The sequence below is a fragment of the Ponticoccus sp. (in: a-proteobacteria) genome (assembly GCF_048381735.1).
Map to the genome: position 1 here is coordinate 67931 of NZ_JBLXGL010000015.1, position 17265 is coordinate 85195.

Below are 17265 nucleotides of genomic sequence, written 5' to 3' on the forward strand. Positions count from 1 at the left end.
CCGATGACCACGGTTTGTCTCACCTTCGATTTCGACGCGGTATCGCTCTGGCTCGGGTCGTTCCGGGCAACGACGGCAACGCCAATGTCACGCGGCCAGTATGGCGCCGATGTGGGTGTGCCCCGGGTGCTGACCCTTCTGGCACGCCACGACATTGCCGCCACGTTCTTCGTACCGGCGCATACCGCGGTGTCCTTCCCGGATGCCCTTGCGGCCATTCGCGACGGGGGGCACGAAATCGCCCTCCACGGGGATTGCCACGAGGCCCCGGTGGGGCGCACCGAAACTGAAGAAGCCGACCTTCTCGACCGCTCGATCGAGAAGCTGTCGCAGGCAGTGGGCGGCGGGTTCCAGCCCAAGGGCTACCGCTCGCCCGCTTTCGATCTGTCCGAGAATTCCATCGCGCTGCTCGAAAACCGAGGGTTGCTATACGACAGTTCGATGATGGGGCACGATTTCCTGCCCTATCGCGCGCGTCGGGGCTATGTCGTCGATCAGGAGCGCTTCGAACAGGGTCCGGTCTCATCGGTCATCGAAATGCCGGTATCCTGGGAGCTTGACGACTTCCCCTACTTCACCTTCCTGAACAAGCCGCTCTACGCGGGTCTTCGCACACCGCGCGAGGTGCTGGAGATCTGGCGCGACGAGTTCGACCACTGCAGGACGCAGGAACGCGGTGTCTTCACCCTGACCATGCACCCGCAGATCATCGGACGCGGCCCCCGCATCGCCATGCTCGATGAATTGATCACCCATATGTCCGGTTGCCAGGGCGTGGACTTCTCGACCCTCGCCAGCGAAGCCGCCCGCCAGGACGCCACGCTGCCAAGATGACCCAAACCAATTCCGAAGGAGCCTCCCACATGCAGCCCTCGCCTCCTCCGGCTACGGTCTATGCCGCTCTGACAGATGCCGCGGCGGCCGCGCCCGAGGCCATCGCCCTGCGCTTTGACGACAAGACGCTGACCTATCGCGCTTTCCTGTCCGAGGTTGACCGCGTGGCCGAGATCCTGCGGGGCATGGGTGTTGCGCGGCAGGACAGGATTGGCGTGTTTGCCGCCAATTGCCCGGAGACATTGTTCGCCTATTACGCTGCGGCCAAGCTTGCGCTCGTCTTCGTGCCCTTGAACGCGGCGCTCAGCGCTGACGAGGCGGGCTATATCGTCAGGCACAGCGATTTGCGCCTGCTTTTCGTATCCGACGACATGGCCGGGATCGGTCAGGCAGCCGCCGGAGATCGTTTCCGCCACCTCGAAGCGCTGAATGCCACCCCTGAGGGTTCCGCGCGCGCTGAGAGCACTCGGCTCGCGACCCCTGAAGAGGACTTCCTTCTCATCTACACCTCGGGCTCGACGGGTGTTCCAAAGGCCGTGATGCTGAGCCAGGCCGCGCAGGTGGCCGCGCCAATCGCCCTGCGCCAGATGTGGGACATCACGCCCGGGCATCGGGTGCTTGTCGCCTTGCCCCTGGGGTTTCTCTACGGCCTGTCCACCGCTTGCGCCGTCGCCCTGCAGGCCGGAGCCGAAGTCGTGCTGCTGAACAGGTTCCACCCGGCGCGGGTGCTGGAGGCGATGATCGAGCATCAGGTCGATTACTTCCAAGGCGTGCCGACAATGTATTCGATGATGCTGGAGTATTGCGAGCAGCGGGATCTGGTGTTCGACCTCGCGGGCATCCGGGTCCTGGTCAGCGCCGGGGCGCCGCTGGCGGCGGAAACCATGGCGCGGTTCCGGAACCGTTTCGGCAAGCACATCGACAATTACTACGCCATGACAGAGGCCACCCCGATCTTCGGGCGCTACCCGACCGACCCGGCGCCGGTGCCGGAAGCCGCGATCGGAAAGGCGGCGCCCCTCGCCGATGTCCGCGTTCTGGCCGAGGATGGCAGCCTCTGCGCCGATGGCGAAATCGGCGAACTGGCCGTGCGCGGCGCGGCGACCATGACCCGATACGACGGCGCACCGGATCTGACCGCACAGGCCATGCAGGATGGTTTCTTCCGGTCGGGCGATCTGGGCTATCGCGATGCCGACGGGTTCTACTATCTGACGGGACGCAGCAAGGACATCATCATTCGGGGCGGTGCCAACATCGCCCCCGCCGAGGTCGAGGCTGTGCTGGCCGCCCATCCCGCCGTGCAGGAAGTGGCCGTGATCGGCCAGCCGGACCGCATTCTAAGCGAAGTCCCCGTGGCCTTCATCGTGCTTCGCCACGGCGCACAGGTCGAGGCAGGCGCGATCAAAGCCCATGCCGAGGCGCACCTCGCCGAATTCAAGGTGCCGCGCCACTACCTTTTCCGCCCATCGCTGCCGCAGGGCAAGACCGGAAAGATCGACAAGGCAGCACTGAAGGCCGAACTCGATGCAACCCCTGCGGAGGCGAACCAATGACGCCACAAGACTATCTGCGCCATGATGGCCTTGGGCTCGCGGCTGCATTGCACGCGGGCGAGACAACGGCCGCAGAGTTGATGGAGCACGCAATCGCGCGCGCCGAAGCGGTGAACCCGCATGTAAACGCGTTGTGCTTCACCAAGCCGGAGGCCGCGCGCGCCATGGCCGCCATGGCGCAGCCGAAGGGCGCTTTCGGCGCCCTGCCCTTCCTCCTCAAGGACTCGGGCCTTGCATCGACCTTTCTGGAGGGCAGCGTCGGATCGGAGTTGTTCGCGGGGATGACCTCGCCGATCAACGCCACGCTGACCGAGCGTTTCGAGGCCTCGGGCTTTCTTCCGTTCGGGCGAACCACCGCGCCCGAATTCTGCATGGCCCCCACAACCGAGGCGCGCGCCAACGGTGGCCCAACCCGCAACCCCTGGGACACTGGCCGGTCATCCGGCGGTTCGTCGGGCGGGGCTGCCGTGGCTGTTGCAACCGGGATCGTACCGATTGCGCATGGCAGCGACGGCGGCGGCTCTATCCGTATTCCCGCCGCCTGTTGCGGGGTTTACGGACTGAAGCCCTCGCGCGGGTTGATCCCGTTCGGCCCGGTGCGCGGCGAGGCATGGGGCGGCCTCGCAACCGACGGCGTCCTGACCCGCACTGTACGCGATACCGCCGCCGCCCTTGACGGAATTGCCGGCATGGAGCTGGGCGCACCCTACGCGGCACCGCCCCGGCCCGCCTCGTACCTGGCCGAGCTTGACCGGCCATTCGACCGCCCCCTGCGCATCGCCCATTGGACAGAGGCCTGGGAGGGGATCGCAATCGATCCCGAGTGCCAGGCCGCGACGGCCCACACGGCAACCCTTCTGCGTGACCTCGGCCACGAGGTGCAAGAGGCCGCATTGCCCGGGATCAAGTTCTCCAAATTCCTCGATGCGATGATCGACGTGATGGCCGCAAGCGTGACCCTTACGGTGAACGGCGTGTTGCGCGGCGCACCCGAGAAGGATCCGAAAGCGCTGCTCGAACCGGCGCTCTTCGACGCCTATCGCATGGGAAAAGATGTGGGCGCCGAAACCTATGGGCTGGCGATCAACCGTTTCCACGCACTTGGCCGCACGCTCGAGCGCTACATGCTCGACTACGATTTCGTGCTGACCCCCACGCTGACACGCCCGCCGGCAAGATTGGGCGAGATTAGCACCGATACGGACTTCCTCGGCTTCCGCCGCAACATTGGCAGCTACACGACGTTCCTTGCGATCATCAATGCCTCAGGGCAACCGGCGGCCAGCCTGCCGCTTTACCGGACCGCGACGGGGCTGCCCATCGGGGTCCAGCTCATCGGGCGCTTCGGGGACGAGACCGGACTTCTGCGGCTGTCGGCACAGCTTGAAAACACCGGCAGCTGGACCACCGGCTACCCCGTCTTCGGAGCGCTCTAAACTTTATAGCGCTTTTTAGTACGCTCGGGTCAAAAAAGACGTAGCGGTATCAAAAAATTCAGTGTAGCTTCAAGGTTGACCATGGCTGGCTGCATGCCGGCATCCCCGCTACTTCTAGGAAGGTTCACCCGAATGACTGACATCGCCAACCTTGTCGGGCCCAACGCAAAATTCTTCGAAGACTTCACCGTCGGCGAGGAATGGGTCACTCCGCGACGGACCATCACGGAAGCAGATCTTCTGATGTTTTCCGGCCTGACCGGTGACTTCAATCCGATCCACACCGACGAGGAATTCGCCAAGACCACCGCGTTCGGCACCCGCATCTTTCACGGTCCCGCCGCCTTTGCCGTCGCCACCGGCCTTGAAAGCCGCCTTGGCATCAAGGAAGGCACCGCGATCGCCTTCCTCGGCATGGACTGGAACCTGAAAGCGCCGATCATGATTGGCGACACGATCCACGTCTTCCAACGCGTCGAATCCGTTCGCCCGACCTCGAAAGGCGGCCGCGGGATCGTCGTGTTCTGGGTGGAAATCCGCAAGCAGGACGGCACGGTCTGCCAGGACGGCGAGTGGAAGGTGATGTTCTCCTGTCGCGACGGCAACTGACGCCTGCCCGCACCCGCCCCACTCAAGACATCCAGAGGGAGACATCATGATTACCCCCTTCAATCCAGCGCATTCGAACTGGAAAGGCCTGTCCTCGGGCACGAAACTAGAGGGCAAGGGCGTGTTCCTGCTGACCGGTCAGGTCGGCACCGGGCCTGATGGCGAGCCGGTCACGTCTTCGATCGAAGATCAGGTGACGGCGGTGTTCGAGAACCTGAAAGCGACGCTCGAAGCCGGCGACCTCGGGTTCGAGCATGTCGGTCGGCTGACCGCCTACATCACCGACAGCGACCCCGAGCTGCTGTCGGCCTATCAACGCATCCGCTCGCAATACGTGAACATGGATGCGCCGCCGGCCAGCGTTGCCGTGCAGGTTGTCGCGCTATACGACCCCCGCCTCAAGATCGAGGTCGAGGCGATCGGCGTGATCCCCGGGTAGGGCCCCCCTACCCGGGTGGCGCCCCCTGCCCCCCGCAGTCTACAGGGGGCGCCCTCCCCAGGCTCCAGCCAACACTCAAGAGACCGTCATGCCAACTGTCACCTTCATCACGCCGTCAGGCGCATCGCGCACGATCCAGGCCAAGGTCGGAAATTCGCTCATGGAAACGGCCCGCGATCACGGCGTGGACGGGATCGTCGCCGAATGCGGCGGCGCTTGCGCTTGTTCGACCTGCCACGTGTTCCTCGAACCCGAATGGCGCGACAAGGTTCCACCGGTGGCCGAGCTTGAGGCAGACCTGCTGGAGTTCACCTCCGAACCGGCGACCGAATACTCTCGTTTGAGTTGTCAGATCAGGATCACCGACGCGCTTGAGGGCCTGACTGTGCGCATTTCCTCCCGCCAGAAATAGCCCGCGCGATCCCGGACCTTGATCGACACCTAAAGGCGCTCAGATCCTCCTGAGCGCCTTTTCTCGTTCCAAATCAATGGCACGCCCGGTGATCCCGGACATAAAAACCGGGCACCCTGAAGGTGCCCGGTTTCGGCGACGCGGTGGGCGGTCAATCGTTGCACCGCAGAGGTGTCCGAGGTGCCGCCCTCTTCCCGAAGGGATCCACCAGGTGTCCCAGCAGGCAGCTTGCCCTAGACGAACCACCAGCGGCTGGCGGCATAGCGGCTGTCAAGCGAGGCCTGGGTGACGTTGGTCTCGGGCATCCCGATCTCATTCGACACCGCATCGATCATATTGTTGAACGCAGGTATCACCGAAGGACCGTCGACACTCAGGATCCGCTGCGCCTCGGCATACAGTTCGCGGCGCTTGGCCTCGTCGCGTTGCCCTTTCGCCTCGGTGACCAGACGGTCGAGACGATCGTTGGCATAGCTGGTCGCGTTCCAGGCGGCGCCTTTCCCGTAGGCAAGCGAGATGATGTGCGCCTCGGTCGGACGACCGGTCCAATACGATCCGAAGAAAGGGGTTTTCGCCCAGGTCGTCGCCCAGTAGCCATCCGCCGGCACACGCACCGGCTTCAGATTGATCCCGGCTGCCCGCGCAGTTTCCGAATAGAGCAGCGCCGCATCGACCGCCCCGGTGAAGGCGCTGGTCGACACTTGCAGGTCCAGATCGAGGCTGTCGAGACCGGCTTCCTTGAGATAGAATTTCGCCTTGTCCGGATCGTAGCTGTGCTGTTCGAGGCTTGGATCATGGAACTGGTACGTCGGCGCGATGGGGTGATCGTTTGCAACCGTCCCGTACCCGTAGAGGATCTTGTCCACGAACTCTTGGCGGTCGATTGCGTATTTCAGCGCCCGCCGCACGTTGACATTATCCACCGGCGCCAGGGCTGTCTGCATGTCGAACAGGCTGAAGCCCGGGCTCGTCCGCGAGACCACCGTCACGTTCGGCACGTTGTTCAGGCGCATAGCGAGGCTGGGCTCGATCTCGGAGGAGACATGCACTTCGCCCGAGATGATCGCGTTGGTGCGCGCAGCACCATCGTTGACGGCGATGTATTCGACACTGTCGAACCAACCCCGGTCAGACCTGTGATCGTTTTCATAGCGCTCGAAACGGGCGCTGACACCGGGTTCGAAACTGATCAGACGATAGGGCCCGGTGCCCACGCCGGATTGCCAGTCGGCGACACCGTCTTTGCTGGGCAGGATCGACAATGTGTATTCCGCAAGGGTCGACGGCCAGTCGACATCCGGGGCGCTCAACTTGAACACCACAATATCATCGCCCTCGGCGGATATGTCCTCGAGATTGACCAGCAGGGACTTCACCGGCGATTTCGACCCCTCCGCACGGTGCAGGTTGATCGAGTTCACGACATCCTCGGCCGTCAGCGTCTTCCCGTTGTGGAACGTCACGTCCTTCTTGAGGGTCAGGCGCCATTCCGTTGCGCTGTCGTCGACACTGGCATCCGTGACCAGCACGGGCACGATCTCGCCGGTCGAGTTGATCTCGTAGAGGGAATCCAGAAAGGTCACGCGGGCAACGCCGCCAAAGGTGGCCAGGGTAACATCGGGATTGAAGCTGTCGGTCGTACTGGCGTTGCCGATCGCAAACACCGCGTGTCCGCCCCGCTTGGGTTCCGCACGCGCCATCTGCGGCAGAAGCAGGCCGCCTCCAAGCATCCCGAAGCCAAGCGCCGTACCGCCGGCAAGCAGGTCACGCCGTGTGGGGCCGGTTCTGGTGTGCGCGGCCCTGTTCGAATTGAAGAGTTTCATTCTTACCTCCCGTTTTCGCGCTTCGCGTTCCAAAGCGCAGGTCAAGAATACTATAGATTCAAAAATACTACCGCGTATTATTCACCGTAATGGCAAAAAACTTGTACTTTTTCGCAAACCATTGCGGTGACACTAAAAAGCCGGGTCGGACCAGATGCCCTGCAGCGCCATAGGCCCACAAGAGCATGGCACAGCCCCGAAATCGAGGGTGATTCCCCCCGATACCGGCCCGAACGATCGGAACGGCAGGCGGCGCAGCCTGAAGGCCACGCCGCCTGAATTGTTTACTGCGCGCCCGGGGCCAGCGCCCCCAGCGCCACTGACATGTCGGCGACCTCTTCCAGAGCCCAGATCGTGTCCTGGAACGCACGGATGTTTTCAGGCGCGAGATGGTGCTTGGCGAACTGCTCGAACACCGCGTTGAATTGTGCCCGTGTCATCGGCTCGTCGACCGAGCCGATCACGGCCATCCGCTCCTTCGTGAACGTCTCGCCGTTCTTCGTGCGCACGATAACCGTCGTCGGGCGACTCATGTAGCGCACCGGCTCGGAGGATTTGCCGACCGCCTCGATCGTCACGCGGACCTTGCCGCGCGCCTCCAGGAGCCTGGGCTCGTCCACCTCTCCGTCGAGGAAGTCGCTTACGCTCAACTCTCCGTTCAGGATCGCCAGGCCCAGGGCATGCTGGAAGCTGAATTGCTTCTCGCCTGCCGACACCGGGTTGGGATTGTCGCAACCCGCATCTTCCGCTCCTGCGATAATCTCGACGGTTTCGATGTCGTCAGACGCAAGCCGCTCTGCGGCTATGATCTCGAACAGTGCGTCGAGCTGGCGATGGATGCTGATCGAGTTCGGGTACTTCTTCACCCACATTTCCCGGAAGAACCAATGCGTGCCAAGGTTGGCCATGGCATCATCGAGGGAAATGCCTTTCGACAACATGTCCTTGTAGGAGGCGAGGTCCGGATTGCTGGTCAGACCCATGCGCGCCATGTCGGCGCCCATCATCCCCTGCAACGAGTGCAGCGCCGATTCAAGGAAATGGGCGTCCGTGCCCAAACTGGCCTCGGTGATTGCAGGCCCGGACAGGGCGAAGCCCATGGCCGCCGTTGTCTGTTCCGCATCAAGGCCGTAGGCCTTGGCAGCGGCGGCCGCGCACCCCATGCCCGAGGTGGTCGGCAGCGACTGGCCCAGCCGCATGACGTCGAACGGCAGGCTTGTCCGGTAATGGGCCTCAAGCCCCGCAACCGTCGCCTCGATCAGCGCCTTGCCCGACATGCTGTTCTTTTCGGCCAGCGTCAGCAACAGCGGGATGACCGTCACGTCCCACGAACAACCGCCGTCCGGAATAGCGACATCCTCCAGCTCGCTCGCATGGGCGGCAAAGGCGTTCAGAAGAACGCCTTCCCAAGCCGAGGTGCGCAGCCCGGTGCCCAGAATGCTGACCTCTCCGCGCAGCGCGCGCGCTTGAATGTCGTCGAGCAGTTTCCGGGTGTTGGGGCAGGACATGCCCGCAAGCACGCCGGCCACCGTCTTCAGGATAAGCGACTTGGCGAATTCGACCACTTCGGGCGGCAGCTGCGCGTATTCCAGACCGGCCACGAAACTCCCGAGGTCACGTGCCATCGAGCCTTTGTGCATCTTGCACTCCTGTCCTGTGCTTTGCGGCGGCATCTGTTGGGTCATGTCACTTTTTCGGCTCGATCGAGAAACCGCCGAGCTGCGGCCAGGCGATCGGAGCGGCGGCCTTCGCGAGACGCTCTTCCAGCGGCAGAGCCTCGTCCCAGAGGGCGGCAACCACGCGGCGGCAGTTGAAATCCTTCCCGGCATCCGATGCCATGTAGAGATAAGGCGCGGACATGACGTGGTTCTGCATCAGCGCCGAGGTGTCGATGTCCGGATCGCGATACTTCGCCGACATGTTGGTCGCCGTGTTGCCGCCCGGAATCAGGACGTTGCAGGTGACGCCGGTGCCCTCGAGCTCGAGCGCAAGAACCGAAGCCATGGCCTCGTGCCCGGCTTTCGAGCTGCCGTAGGTCGTGTTCGAGGCGGTCCACATCGTGCCGAGACTGGTGGTGACATTGACGATACGCCCCGAACCCTGGGCAATCATGTGCTCGACGGCGGGCTTCGTCAGGTAGAACGGCCCGTCAAGGTTCACCGCGCGGATTCGCTGCCAGGCCTCGACGGTCACTTCGCGGAAGCTGGCGGGTTCCCAGAGGCCCGCGTTGTTCACGAGGATATCCAGACCGTTCAGAGTCTCGATCGATTGCGCGATGGCAGCCTCCGCCGCCTTCGGATCGGTGATGTCCACCTGAATCGGCAGCACGTTCTCATCCCCGGCCAGCGCCTTGAGACGCGCTGCGCTCTCTTCCAGCCAGGCTGCATTCACATCGAGCATTGCCACCTTGCCGCCCTCGCGCAGCGTGGCCTCGGCCATCGCGTAGCCCAGCCCGATCGGGCTTCCGGCGCCCGTGATTACAGCAACTTTGCCGCTGAGAGATTTGTTGGACATCACGTTCTCCATTCCCAAAAAGCCATGCGTACCCGGTCGCATCACGTCGAGCGCATACGGATGAGTACGTTAAATTTACGATACAGTGTTTTTTAGTTATTGAAAGTATAATTGTCGTGCGTAGACTGGCCGCGGCGGCTGCGATTGGCGGCCGACCGACGCTGTGGGTGGCCGCAACTGCGCATCCGCCGCGTCGTGGATCGCAAGCAAGCCCGGAGAATTCACTGCAATGACGTTCACTGTTGTCTCGTGGAACATCAACTCACTGGTCCCGCGGCTGAAGGTTGTCACGCGCCTTCTGGACGAAGAGAGCCCCGACGTCCTGTGTCTTCAGAAGTGCAAGGTGGCCAAGGAAAGTTTCCCTGTCCGCGCCTTCACCGAGCGCGGCTACACACATCACGAAATCCGCGATCAGGACGACGTGAATGGCGTGGCGATCTTCTCGAAGCGGCCAATTGCCGAAGTCGAAAGCAGGAACTTCACGGGCGCCGCCGAGGCGCGCCACCTGTTTGCCCGACTTGAGAACGGGGTCGGCATCCACAACATGTACTTCCCGGCGGGCGGCAGCCAACCCGATGCCCGCATCGACCCGGGCTTTCAGGAGAAGCTCGATTTCCTGGACAATGTCTGCGGATACTTCGACGCGCAGAAGCCGCAGAAATCCGTGCTGGTCGGCGATCTGAACATCGCCCCGACGAAGGACGACGTCTATGATCACGCGCTTCTGCGCAGCCAGGTCACCCACTCCGCGCAAGAGGGCGAGATCCTCGAAAAGGTGCAGAAATCCGGCGCCTGGGTCGACGTCATGCGCAAAACGCAGCCCGAAGGCGCGCTCTATTCCTGGTGGGCATACCGTTGGTGGGATGCCAATGCGCCCGTGGGCGACAAGAAGGACAAGGGGCGCCGGCTCGACCATATCTGGGCGACGCCGGACCTCGCAGATCAGCTGGACACAAGCTGGGTCCACCGCCCTGCACGCGACTGGAAGGGCACATCTGACCACGCGCCCGTCTTCGCACGTTTCAATCTCTGAAGCGGCGCGCCCGCTCCCTGGCAGGCAGGTCCGACGTTGCACGGGCCTGCGCTGCATCACGGTTTTCCGCAGGGGCCTCAGATCTTTAAGCACCTGTTTTCAAAGTAAACTCATGGCCGCAATTCTCGCCAGAACGCCCGGCACAATTGTATTGACTTATGAGTATAAATACATGACCCTCCAGTCTATTCCAGCCTGAAGCCAGACATGGGCGGAATTCGCAGAGCAGCCGTTTCGTGGATCACACGCCTGCCGGTTGGGCGACGGCGGCGGGCTTGAGATCCCGAAAGGGCAGCCGGCAGATCTGGCCAAAAGCCGCATTGAATTGGGAGGTCTATCAAATGCAGCACAGCGTTCCGTCGCGGTTCTACACCGACGAGGCACACTTCGACTTCGACAAGAAGAACATCTTCTACAAGACCTGGCAGTTCGTCGGCCATGTCAGCCAGGTTGCCAATGTCGGCGACTACTTCACGACGAACATCGCCGATGAAAGCATCCTGATCGCAAAGGGCGAGGACGAGGTGATCCGTGCGTTCTTCAACGTGTGCCCGCACAGGGCCCATGCGGTTGCAACGGGCGCTGGCAATCGCAAGCTCTTCGTATGTCACTACCATGCCTGGTCCTACCGCCTGAGCGGAGACCTTGTAAGGGCGCCGCATGCCGAAGATGTGGAAGGGTTCTGCAAAGCCGACATCAAGCTGCGCGAAGTGCGCCTTGAAACCATGCTGGGCCTGCTGTTCGTGAACCTCGACGACACTGCCAGCAGCCTGGCCGAGACCTACCCGGGGCTCGAAGAAGGCATCGTCTCGACCCGCGAGGGCATCGAGACCATGAAAGTCGTGTTCGAGCGCGAAATCGAGCACAATTGCAACTGGAAAGTCTCGGTCGAGAACCTAAACGAGTGCTACCACTGCGCATCGGTCCATGCGACCTCGATCACACAGCTCTACGCCACCGATAGCTATACCGTCGATCTCTACGGCCCCTACCTGCGGCATTTCATTGCCCGGGCGAAAGACCGCGACCTGCATGGCGATCTGCACAGCTGGTTCATCTGGCCCAACAACGTGGTCGAGGTGTTCCCGATCCACGGCGCGGTGTCCTTGCGCCGGGTTGTCCCCCTGGGCCCGAACAAGACCAGGTACCACTACAGCTGGTGGGTGCCCGAGGGCCTGTCGGACGAGGCGACCGCCGCGGTCATCGCCGAGGGGACCGAGTATTGTAACACCGTCTGCGTCGAGGATGCCGCCGTGGTAAAATCCGTTCAGAAGGGCCTCGAAAGCATGGGCTTCGACAACGGACCGCTCGTGGTCAGCACCGAGACCGGCCAGCAGAGCGAGAATGCCATCGCGCATTTCCAGACGCTCTATGCATCCGCAATCAGGGAGGCCGGTGGCGCGCTTTGACGCGCCGGTCCCGGAAGTGAAACCTTTCGATCCTGACTCCGGGTTCAGGCTTACCAGCGTCTAGGAGCAAGAGATGCGTTCATATGATGCCATCGTCGTCGGCGGTGGACACAACGGTCTGACCTGTGCGGCTTACATGGCCAAGGCGGGGGCGAAGGTCTGTGTGCTTGAACAACGGGCTTTCGTTGGCGGCGCCTCGGTGACCCGGGAGGTATTCCCAGGGCACAAGGTTTCCGTTGCGGCCTACTGGATGTCGATGCTGCAGCCCAAGATCATGCGCGATCTCGAGTTGCGGCGTCGCGGCGTCGAACCCATTCCGACGCCACCGACGTTGCACCCCTTCGCGGATGGCCGCTCGGTGGTGTTCTGGCCCGACCGCGCGCGTGTGCAGGACGAGCTTGCGCAGTTCTCGCAAAAGGACGCAGAGGCCTATGCAGCCTATGACGACCACATGACACGTATCGTCGCCGCGCTTCGTCCGATGCTGTTCGAAACACCGGTCGATCCCACCGACCTGTCACTCCGGGGATTGCGCCGCACGCTTAAACTGGCATGGCGGAATCGCCGCGCCCTACCCCATTTCTACGACCTCTGGGACCTGCTCACGCTGAGCGCCTGGGATTACCTGCACCGCTGGTTCGAAAGCGACGAAATACGCACGATCTTCGCGAGCTATGCCTCCGGGTCTGCCGGTATTCTCAGCCCGAAAAGTCCGGGCTCGGCCTATGTTCTGGCGCGCCCCTATCTGCGCGACAACAGCACCGACCAGGGCCCCGGCGGACTGATCCGGGGCGGCATGGGCGCAATCACCCAGGCCCTGAGGGAGGCCGCCGAGGCATACGGCGCAACAGTGCTGACCGGGAAGACCGTGCGCCGCGTGATCATCGAGAAGGGCACAGTCCAGGGCGTCGAACTGGAGGACGGAAGCCGTATCGACGCGCCCGTGGTCGTGTCGAACGCAGGCGCCAGGGCCACCTATCGCGACCTCCTCGGCAAGGACCATGTCGCCCCCGAGATCCTCGGGCAGATTGACAGGCACCGCACCAGGTCGATTGCCTTCAAGATCAACCTGTCGACCCGCGCCCTACCCCGCTGGACGGCTTTCGACGAACGCCAGCTGAACGTCGCCGGGCCGGGCGGCATCACCCTGGCCGAGAACTCGGACGAGTTGGAGGATGCCTTCCAATCGGCCATGAACGGCGAGATGGCCCCGCGCCCCTATCTGTGGATCACCACGCCGTCTGCCTTCGACGACAGCGTCGCCCCCGAGGGTCGGCACGTTGTGCAGATCATGGGCGGGCATGTTCCCTATGCGCTGAACGGGCGGGAATGGGATGCGGACACCCGGCAGGAACTCGTGGACATCGTGCTAAGCCAGATTTGCCGCTACGCCCCGGGGTTCGACCAAGACGTGCTCGATGCCCAGGTGCTGACCCCGAAAGACATCGAGTCGATGTTCTCGATGATCGACGGGCATGTGCATCACGGGGAAATGAGCCTGGATCAGATCTTCTTCCGCCGCCCGATCGCGCATTACGCCGATTATCGCACCCCGGTCAAAGGCGTCTACATGTGCGGCGCAGCCTGCCACCCCGGCGGCGGCGTGAACGGTGTGCCCGGGCACAACGCTGCACGCGAAGTGCTGGCGGACATGGGCCGCAAGTTCCCTGCCCAACCCTACTGAAGACACGAACAGGACACATGATGGATCACCGATTTACCGATGAGGAGCGCGAAATCATCCGGACCGTGGACCGCTTCGCCATGGAACGCATCCGTCCGAACGTCGCGCAGTACGAGGCAAGCGGCACCTTCCCGCAAGAGCTGGTGGCGGAGATGGCCGAGCTCGGCATCTTTGGCCTGCTCGTGCCCGAGGAGCATGGCGGTCTCGGGCTGCGGCTTAGCGTCTTCGCGGCGGTGTTCGAAAGGCTCGCCCGCGCCTGGACAACGATCGCCGCCTACGCGAACAGCCATGCCACCGTTGTGCATGCGCTGGCGACCTACGGCACCGACGCCCAGAAAGAGACCTACCTGCCCGGACTGGCGACCGGCGCACATCGTGGCGCCCTCTGCCTCACCGAGCCGGGGTGCGGGTCGGACCTTCAGGCCATTCGCGGCACCTTGCATCCGCGCGGCGATGACTACAGCCTGACCGCGTCCAAAACCTATGTCACCAATGGCGCACGCGCCACGTTGCTGTTGACCCTCGTCCGCCACCCCGAGCCCGGAGAAAACGGCAAGCCCCGCTTCTCGCTGGCGCTGGTCGACAAGGCGCTAGACGGGATCGAGATCACCTCGACCTTCCACAAGATGGCCTACGATCTTGTCGACACGGTCCAGATCGAGATGGACAACGTTCCGCTCCGGCGCGACTGCATTCTGGGCGGAAGCGAAGGGCTGGGCTTCCGGCACCTGATGGAAGCCCTCGAGGTCGGGCGGATCGCAATCGCGATCAGCGCCGTTGGTCTTGCCGCGAATGCCCTTGCAGAGGCGCAGCGCTTTGCGGGGGAACGCCGGACCTTCGGCGTGACGATCGACCAGCATCAGGCGGTTCAGCTCAGACTGGCCGACATGGCGACCAAACTCGTTGCGGCCCGATTGCTGACCTACGAAGCGGCCCGGGAAAAAGAGGAAGGCAAACGCGCCGATATGATCGGTGCCATGGCCAAGCTCTATGCCTCGGAAATGGGGCTGGAGATTGCCCAGGACGCGGTGCGCATCCATGGCGGCGGCGGCTACATCAAGGATTATGCCGTCGAACGACTGTATCGCGAGGCGCTGCTCTACACGATCGGCGAGGGAACGAACGACATCAACCGCATCGTCATCGCGCGCCGCATGACCGGCGATTACGAGCGTGACTATCTGGATCTGCCGCAGTGAGCGCACCCGTCCGGGCCGATGGTCCGGCGGCAATCCGGCGCAAGGCCCGCGGACGTGCGTCCAACAACCGGATCGATCCCGCACTGCATGCGTTCGCGCGGACGCTGGCGGTGAGCCCTCCGCGGAATTAGGACCCCCGGTCGCAGCCGAGACGCTGGCGGCAGACCATGGCCTGAAGGGGACGCGGAAGATCTTGCGGAAATGGGTGTAGGATGCTGGCATCCGGCAATCGCGCAAAGAGCGCAGAAGGGTTCACCAGCCGCGCCGGCGCCGGGACTGCCATGGCGCGCTGGTGGCGATAGACGGCCCTGATCACGCCCGGCTCGAGGACCGTGGTCCTGCCTGCACCTTGCTGGCCTTTGTCGACGGCGCCACCGGCACGCGAAAGCACCCGACGTTCGCCGCCCCCGGCGCATGGGTCCGGGGGCGGCCATTCTTTGACGTCAGATCACGACGATCCTCAGCCCGCGTTGACCACCGGAGCTGCGTCGGAGGAGGAGCGCTCGGACACGAAGCCTTCGGTCACCTCATTGCTGGGTCGGGTCAACAGGCTGACGCCAACAAACAGCAGGGTCGAGACCGGCAGGCCCAGAATGCCCGCGTTGTAGCCAAAGAGCTTGTTCCCGGTCAGATACATCACGATCACAAACAGCCCGCCGCCCGCGATCGAGGCCAGAGCCCCGGCTGCGGTGCCACGTTTCCAGAAGAAGGCGCCGACGATTGCTGGGACGGTGACCACCAGACCCGCAGAGGCTGCCACTGACAGGATCGAGATCAGGCTCAGCTCCATCGCGGCAAAGCCAAGCGCCAGAAGGGAAATCACCGGGATCACCAACTTGCCGACCCAGAGCTGACGGTGATCGGATTGATCGCCGCTCACATTGCCATAGACGTCGCGCGCCACCATGGAGGACAGCGTCAGCAGGATCGAGTCGATGGTGGAAACCGCAGCCGCGAGGATGCCGACCATCACGATCACGCCGAGGACCGGCGGCACGAAGTCCGAGGACAGCAGGACCGAGGTCGCCAGATCCGGGCTTTCCAGATCGGGAAAGGCGACAAAGGCAGAGAAGCCCCAGATCACCGACACCAGCGTGTAGACCAGACCAAAGCAGAGGAAGATCAGAAGCATCCGACGCAGCGCACCCAGAGACTCCGGCATGAACAGACGCTGGCTGACCTGCGGGTTGGAAATCGAAAAGAAGAACCACGGGATCGTCAGCCCGAGAAAGGTCTGCAGGCTGAACAGCCCCGGCCCCGGCACGGTCAGCATCTCGGGCTTGCGCTCGGCAACAGTCGCGAACATGGCGCTGAACCCGCCCAGCTCGCTCACCACCAGAATGGCGACAAGGGCCGAGGCGACGATCATCACCAGCGCTTGCAGGCTGTCGGTCCACATGACCGAGCGGATGCCGGCAACATAGGAGAAGAAGATCGCAAGCGCGGTGGCAATCAACAGACCGGCACCAAAGGAGATACCGCCCTCGGTCATGCCAGAAACCAGGTAGCCGACGCCCGAAAGCTGCACGGCGGAATAGGGGATCAGGAAGATGCAGCTGACCACCGCCGCCGCAATCGCGACCCAGCGGCTGCCATACCGCGCTCCGAGCATTTCAGAAGGGGTGACAAAACCGTATTTCTTGCCCGCCGCCCAGAAGCGCGGCCCGAAGATCGCCACCAGCGACACACCGGCGAAATAGATGATCTCGAACCCCAGCGCGCCGACGCCCCCCTTGTAGGTGAGGCCTGCAAGGCCGACCATCATGAAGGCGGAATAGGTGGTGGCCGAATAGCTCAGCGCCGAGACCACGCCGCCCATGCTGCGCCCGCCGAGGAAATAGTCCGACATGGTGGAGGACTTGCCCGTCCGCGACATCATCGCGACGACGATGGAGATCACCACATAGGTTGCGATCCCGTACCAGATGAACGACTGGCTCATTGATCATCCTCCGAGAAAGAGGCGGTTGCCAGTGCGTTCAGCACGATGATGACGACCCCGGCAAGGGTCCAGAAAAGAAAGGCACCGGTCCAGCTCGGCGTATCGCCGAGCAGGCCATAGGGCACGGCATAGCAGGCCAGAATGACCAGCCCTACCAGCCACAGGGATACTGTACGTAGCATTAGTTTGCGCTCCCGTTGGATTGTTGAAGGTGTCAGGGGTCGGATGCTTTGTCGCACCACTTATTCACTGTTTGGCGCCGGATGCCCTGCGGGCGCAATGGCCTGCAGGGCGCCGGTCACGCCAGGCTTTCGAGCCAGGCGAGGATGTCGTCTGCGTCCGTGACGTCGCCGTATTTCTGGTCGATGTCATAGA

15 protein-coding genes are annotated in these 17265 nt (G+C 63.1%); 10 read left to right on the forward strand and 5 right to left on the reverse strand.

Annotated features, from left to right (window positions below; all coding sequences use genetic code 11):
* Positions 1 to 3 precede the first annotated feature (3 nt).
* The 6 genes from ACN5KJ_RS19620 to ACN5KJ_RS19645 all read left to right on the forward strand — a co-directional run bounded on the left by ACN5KJ_RS19620 (position 4) and on the right by ACN5KJ_RS19645 (position 5286).
* Positions 4 to 834, forward strand: coding sequence for a polysaccharide deacetylase (locus ACN5KJ_RS19620; protein WP_347168151.1), 831 nt, complete (start codon positions 4 to 6; stop codon positions 832 to 834).
* A gap of 29 nt (positions 835 to 863) precedes the next feature.
* Entirely contained in the window at positions 864 to 2390 is a 1527-nt protein-coding gene (locus tag ACN5KJ_RS19625) for a class I adenylate-forming enzyme family protein (RefSeq protein ID WP_418595794.1), read from the forward strand.
* Positions 2387 to 3826: an amidase gene (locus ACN5KJ_RS19630; protein ID WP_418595796.1), complete on the forward strand. Its 1440-nt coding sequence runs from the start codon at positions 2387 to 2389 to the stop codon at positions 3824 to 3826. Before ACN5KJ_RS19625 ends, ACN5KJ_RS19630 begins: the two co-directional genes overlap by 4 nt.
* 81 nt (positions 3827 to 3907) lie before the next feature.
* Positions 3908 to 4435, forward strand: a complete 528-nt coding sequence (locus ACN5KJ_RS19635) for a MaoC/PaaZ C-terminal domain-containing protein (RefSeq protein ID WP_347168149.1) — start codon at positions 3908 to 3910, stop codon at positions 4433 to 4435.
* A gap of 46 nt (positions 4436 to 4481) precedes the next feature.
* On the forward strand, positions 4482 to 4874 hold the full coding sequence (locus ACN5KJ_RS19640) for a RidA family protein (protein WP_347168148.1): 393 nt from the start codon (positions 4482 to 4484) through the stop codon (positions 4872 to 4874).
* A gap of 88 nt (positions 4875 to 4962) precedes the next feature.
* Positions 4963 to 5286, forward strand: coding sequence for a 2Fe-2S iron-sulfur cluster-binding protein (locus ACN5KJ_RS19645; protein WP_418595799.1), 324 nt, complete (start codon positions 4963 to 4965; stop codon positions 5284 to 5286).
* Positions 5287 to 5519: 233 nt separating this feature from the next.
* Here the strand turns inward: ACN5KJ_RS19645 and ACN5KJ_RS19650 are convergent, their stop codons facing one another.
* The 3 genes from ACN5KJ_RS19650 to ACN5KJ_RS19660 form a co-directional block, all read right to left on the reverse strand.
* Positions 5520 to 7109 (reverse strand): ABC transporter substrate-binding protein, encoded by a 1590-nt coding sequence (locus ACN5KJ_RS19650; protein WP_418595801.1) that lies wholly within the window; start codon positions 7107 to 7109, stop codon positions 5520 to 5522.
* A gap of 284 nt (positions 7110 to 7393) precedes the next feature.
* Positions 7394 to 8794, reverse strand: a complete 1401-nt coding sequence (locus ACN5KJ_RS19655; protein ID WP_418595802.1) for an MmgE/PrpD family protein — start codon at positions 8792 to 8794, stop codon at positions 7394 to 7396.
* A gap of 1 nt (position 8795) precedes the next feature.
* On the reverse strand, positions 8796 to 9623 hold the full coding sequence (locus ACN5KJ_RS19660) for an SDR family oxidoreductase (protein ID WP_347168143.1): 828 nt from the start codon (positions 9621 to 9623) through the stop codon (positions 8796 to 8798).
* Between the two features lie 229 nt (positions 9624 to 9852).
* Here ACN5KJ_RS19660 and ACN5KJ_RS19665 point away from each other — a divergent pair, with 229 nt between their 5' ends.
* The 4 genes from ACN5KJ_RS19665 (at position 9853) to ACN5KJ_RS19680 (ending at position 14948) form a co-directional block, all read left to right on the forward strand.
* Positions 9853 to 10656, forward strand: a complete 804-nt coding sequence (locus ACN5KJ_RS19665; RefSeq protein ID WP_418595804.1) for an exodeoxyribonuclease III — start codon at positions 9853 to 9855, stop codon at positions 10654 to 10656.
* A gap of 341 nt (positions 10657 to 10997) precedes the next feature.
* Entirely contained in the window at positions 10998 to 12065 is a 1068-nt protein-coding gene (locus ACN5KJ_RS19670; protein WP_418595806.1) for an aromatic ring-hydroxylating oxygenase subunit alpha, read from the forward strand.
* Positions 12066 to 12138: 73 nt separating this feature from the next.
* A complete protein-coding gene (locus ACN5KJ_RS19675) occupies positions 12139 to 13749 on the forward strand; it encodes a phytoene desaturase family protein (RefSeq protein WP_418595808.1) in 1611 nt (536 codons plus the stop codon).
* A 17-nt stretch (positions 13750 to 13766) separates the two neighbouring features.
* Positions 13767 to 14948, forward strand: a complete 1182-nt coding sequence (locus ACN5KJ_RS19680) for an acyl-CoA dehydrogenase family protein (RefSeq protein ID WP_418595810.1) — start codon at positions 13767 to 13769, stop codon at positions 14946 to 14948.
* Positions 14949 to 15408: 460 nt separating this feature from the next.
* Here the strand turns inward: ACN5KJ_RS19680 and ACN5KJ_RS19685 are convergent, their stop codons facing one another.
* On the reverse strand, positions 15409 to 16890 hold the full coding sequence (locus ACN5KJ_RS19685) for a sodium:solute symporter family protein (protein ID WP_418595812.1): 1482 nt from the start codon (positions 16888 to 16890) through the stop codon (positions 15409 to 15411).
* On the reverse strand, positions 16887 to 17072 hold the full coding sequence (locus ACN5KJ_RS19690; protein WP_347168137.1) for a hypothetical protein: 186 nt from the start codon (positions 17070 to 17072) through the stop codon (positions 16887 to 16889). Before ACN5KJ_RS19690 ends, ACN5KJ_RS19685 begins: the two co-directional genes overlap by 4 nt.
* Between the last annotated feature and the right edge of the window lie 193 nt (positions 17073 to 17265).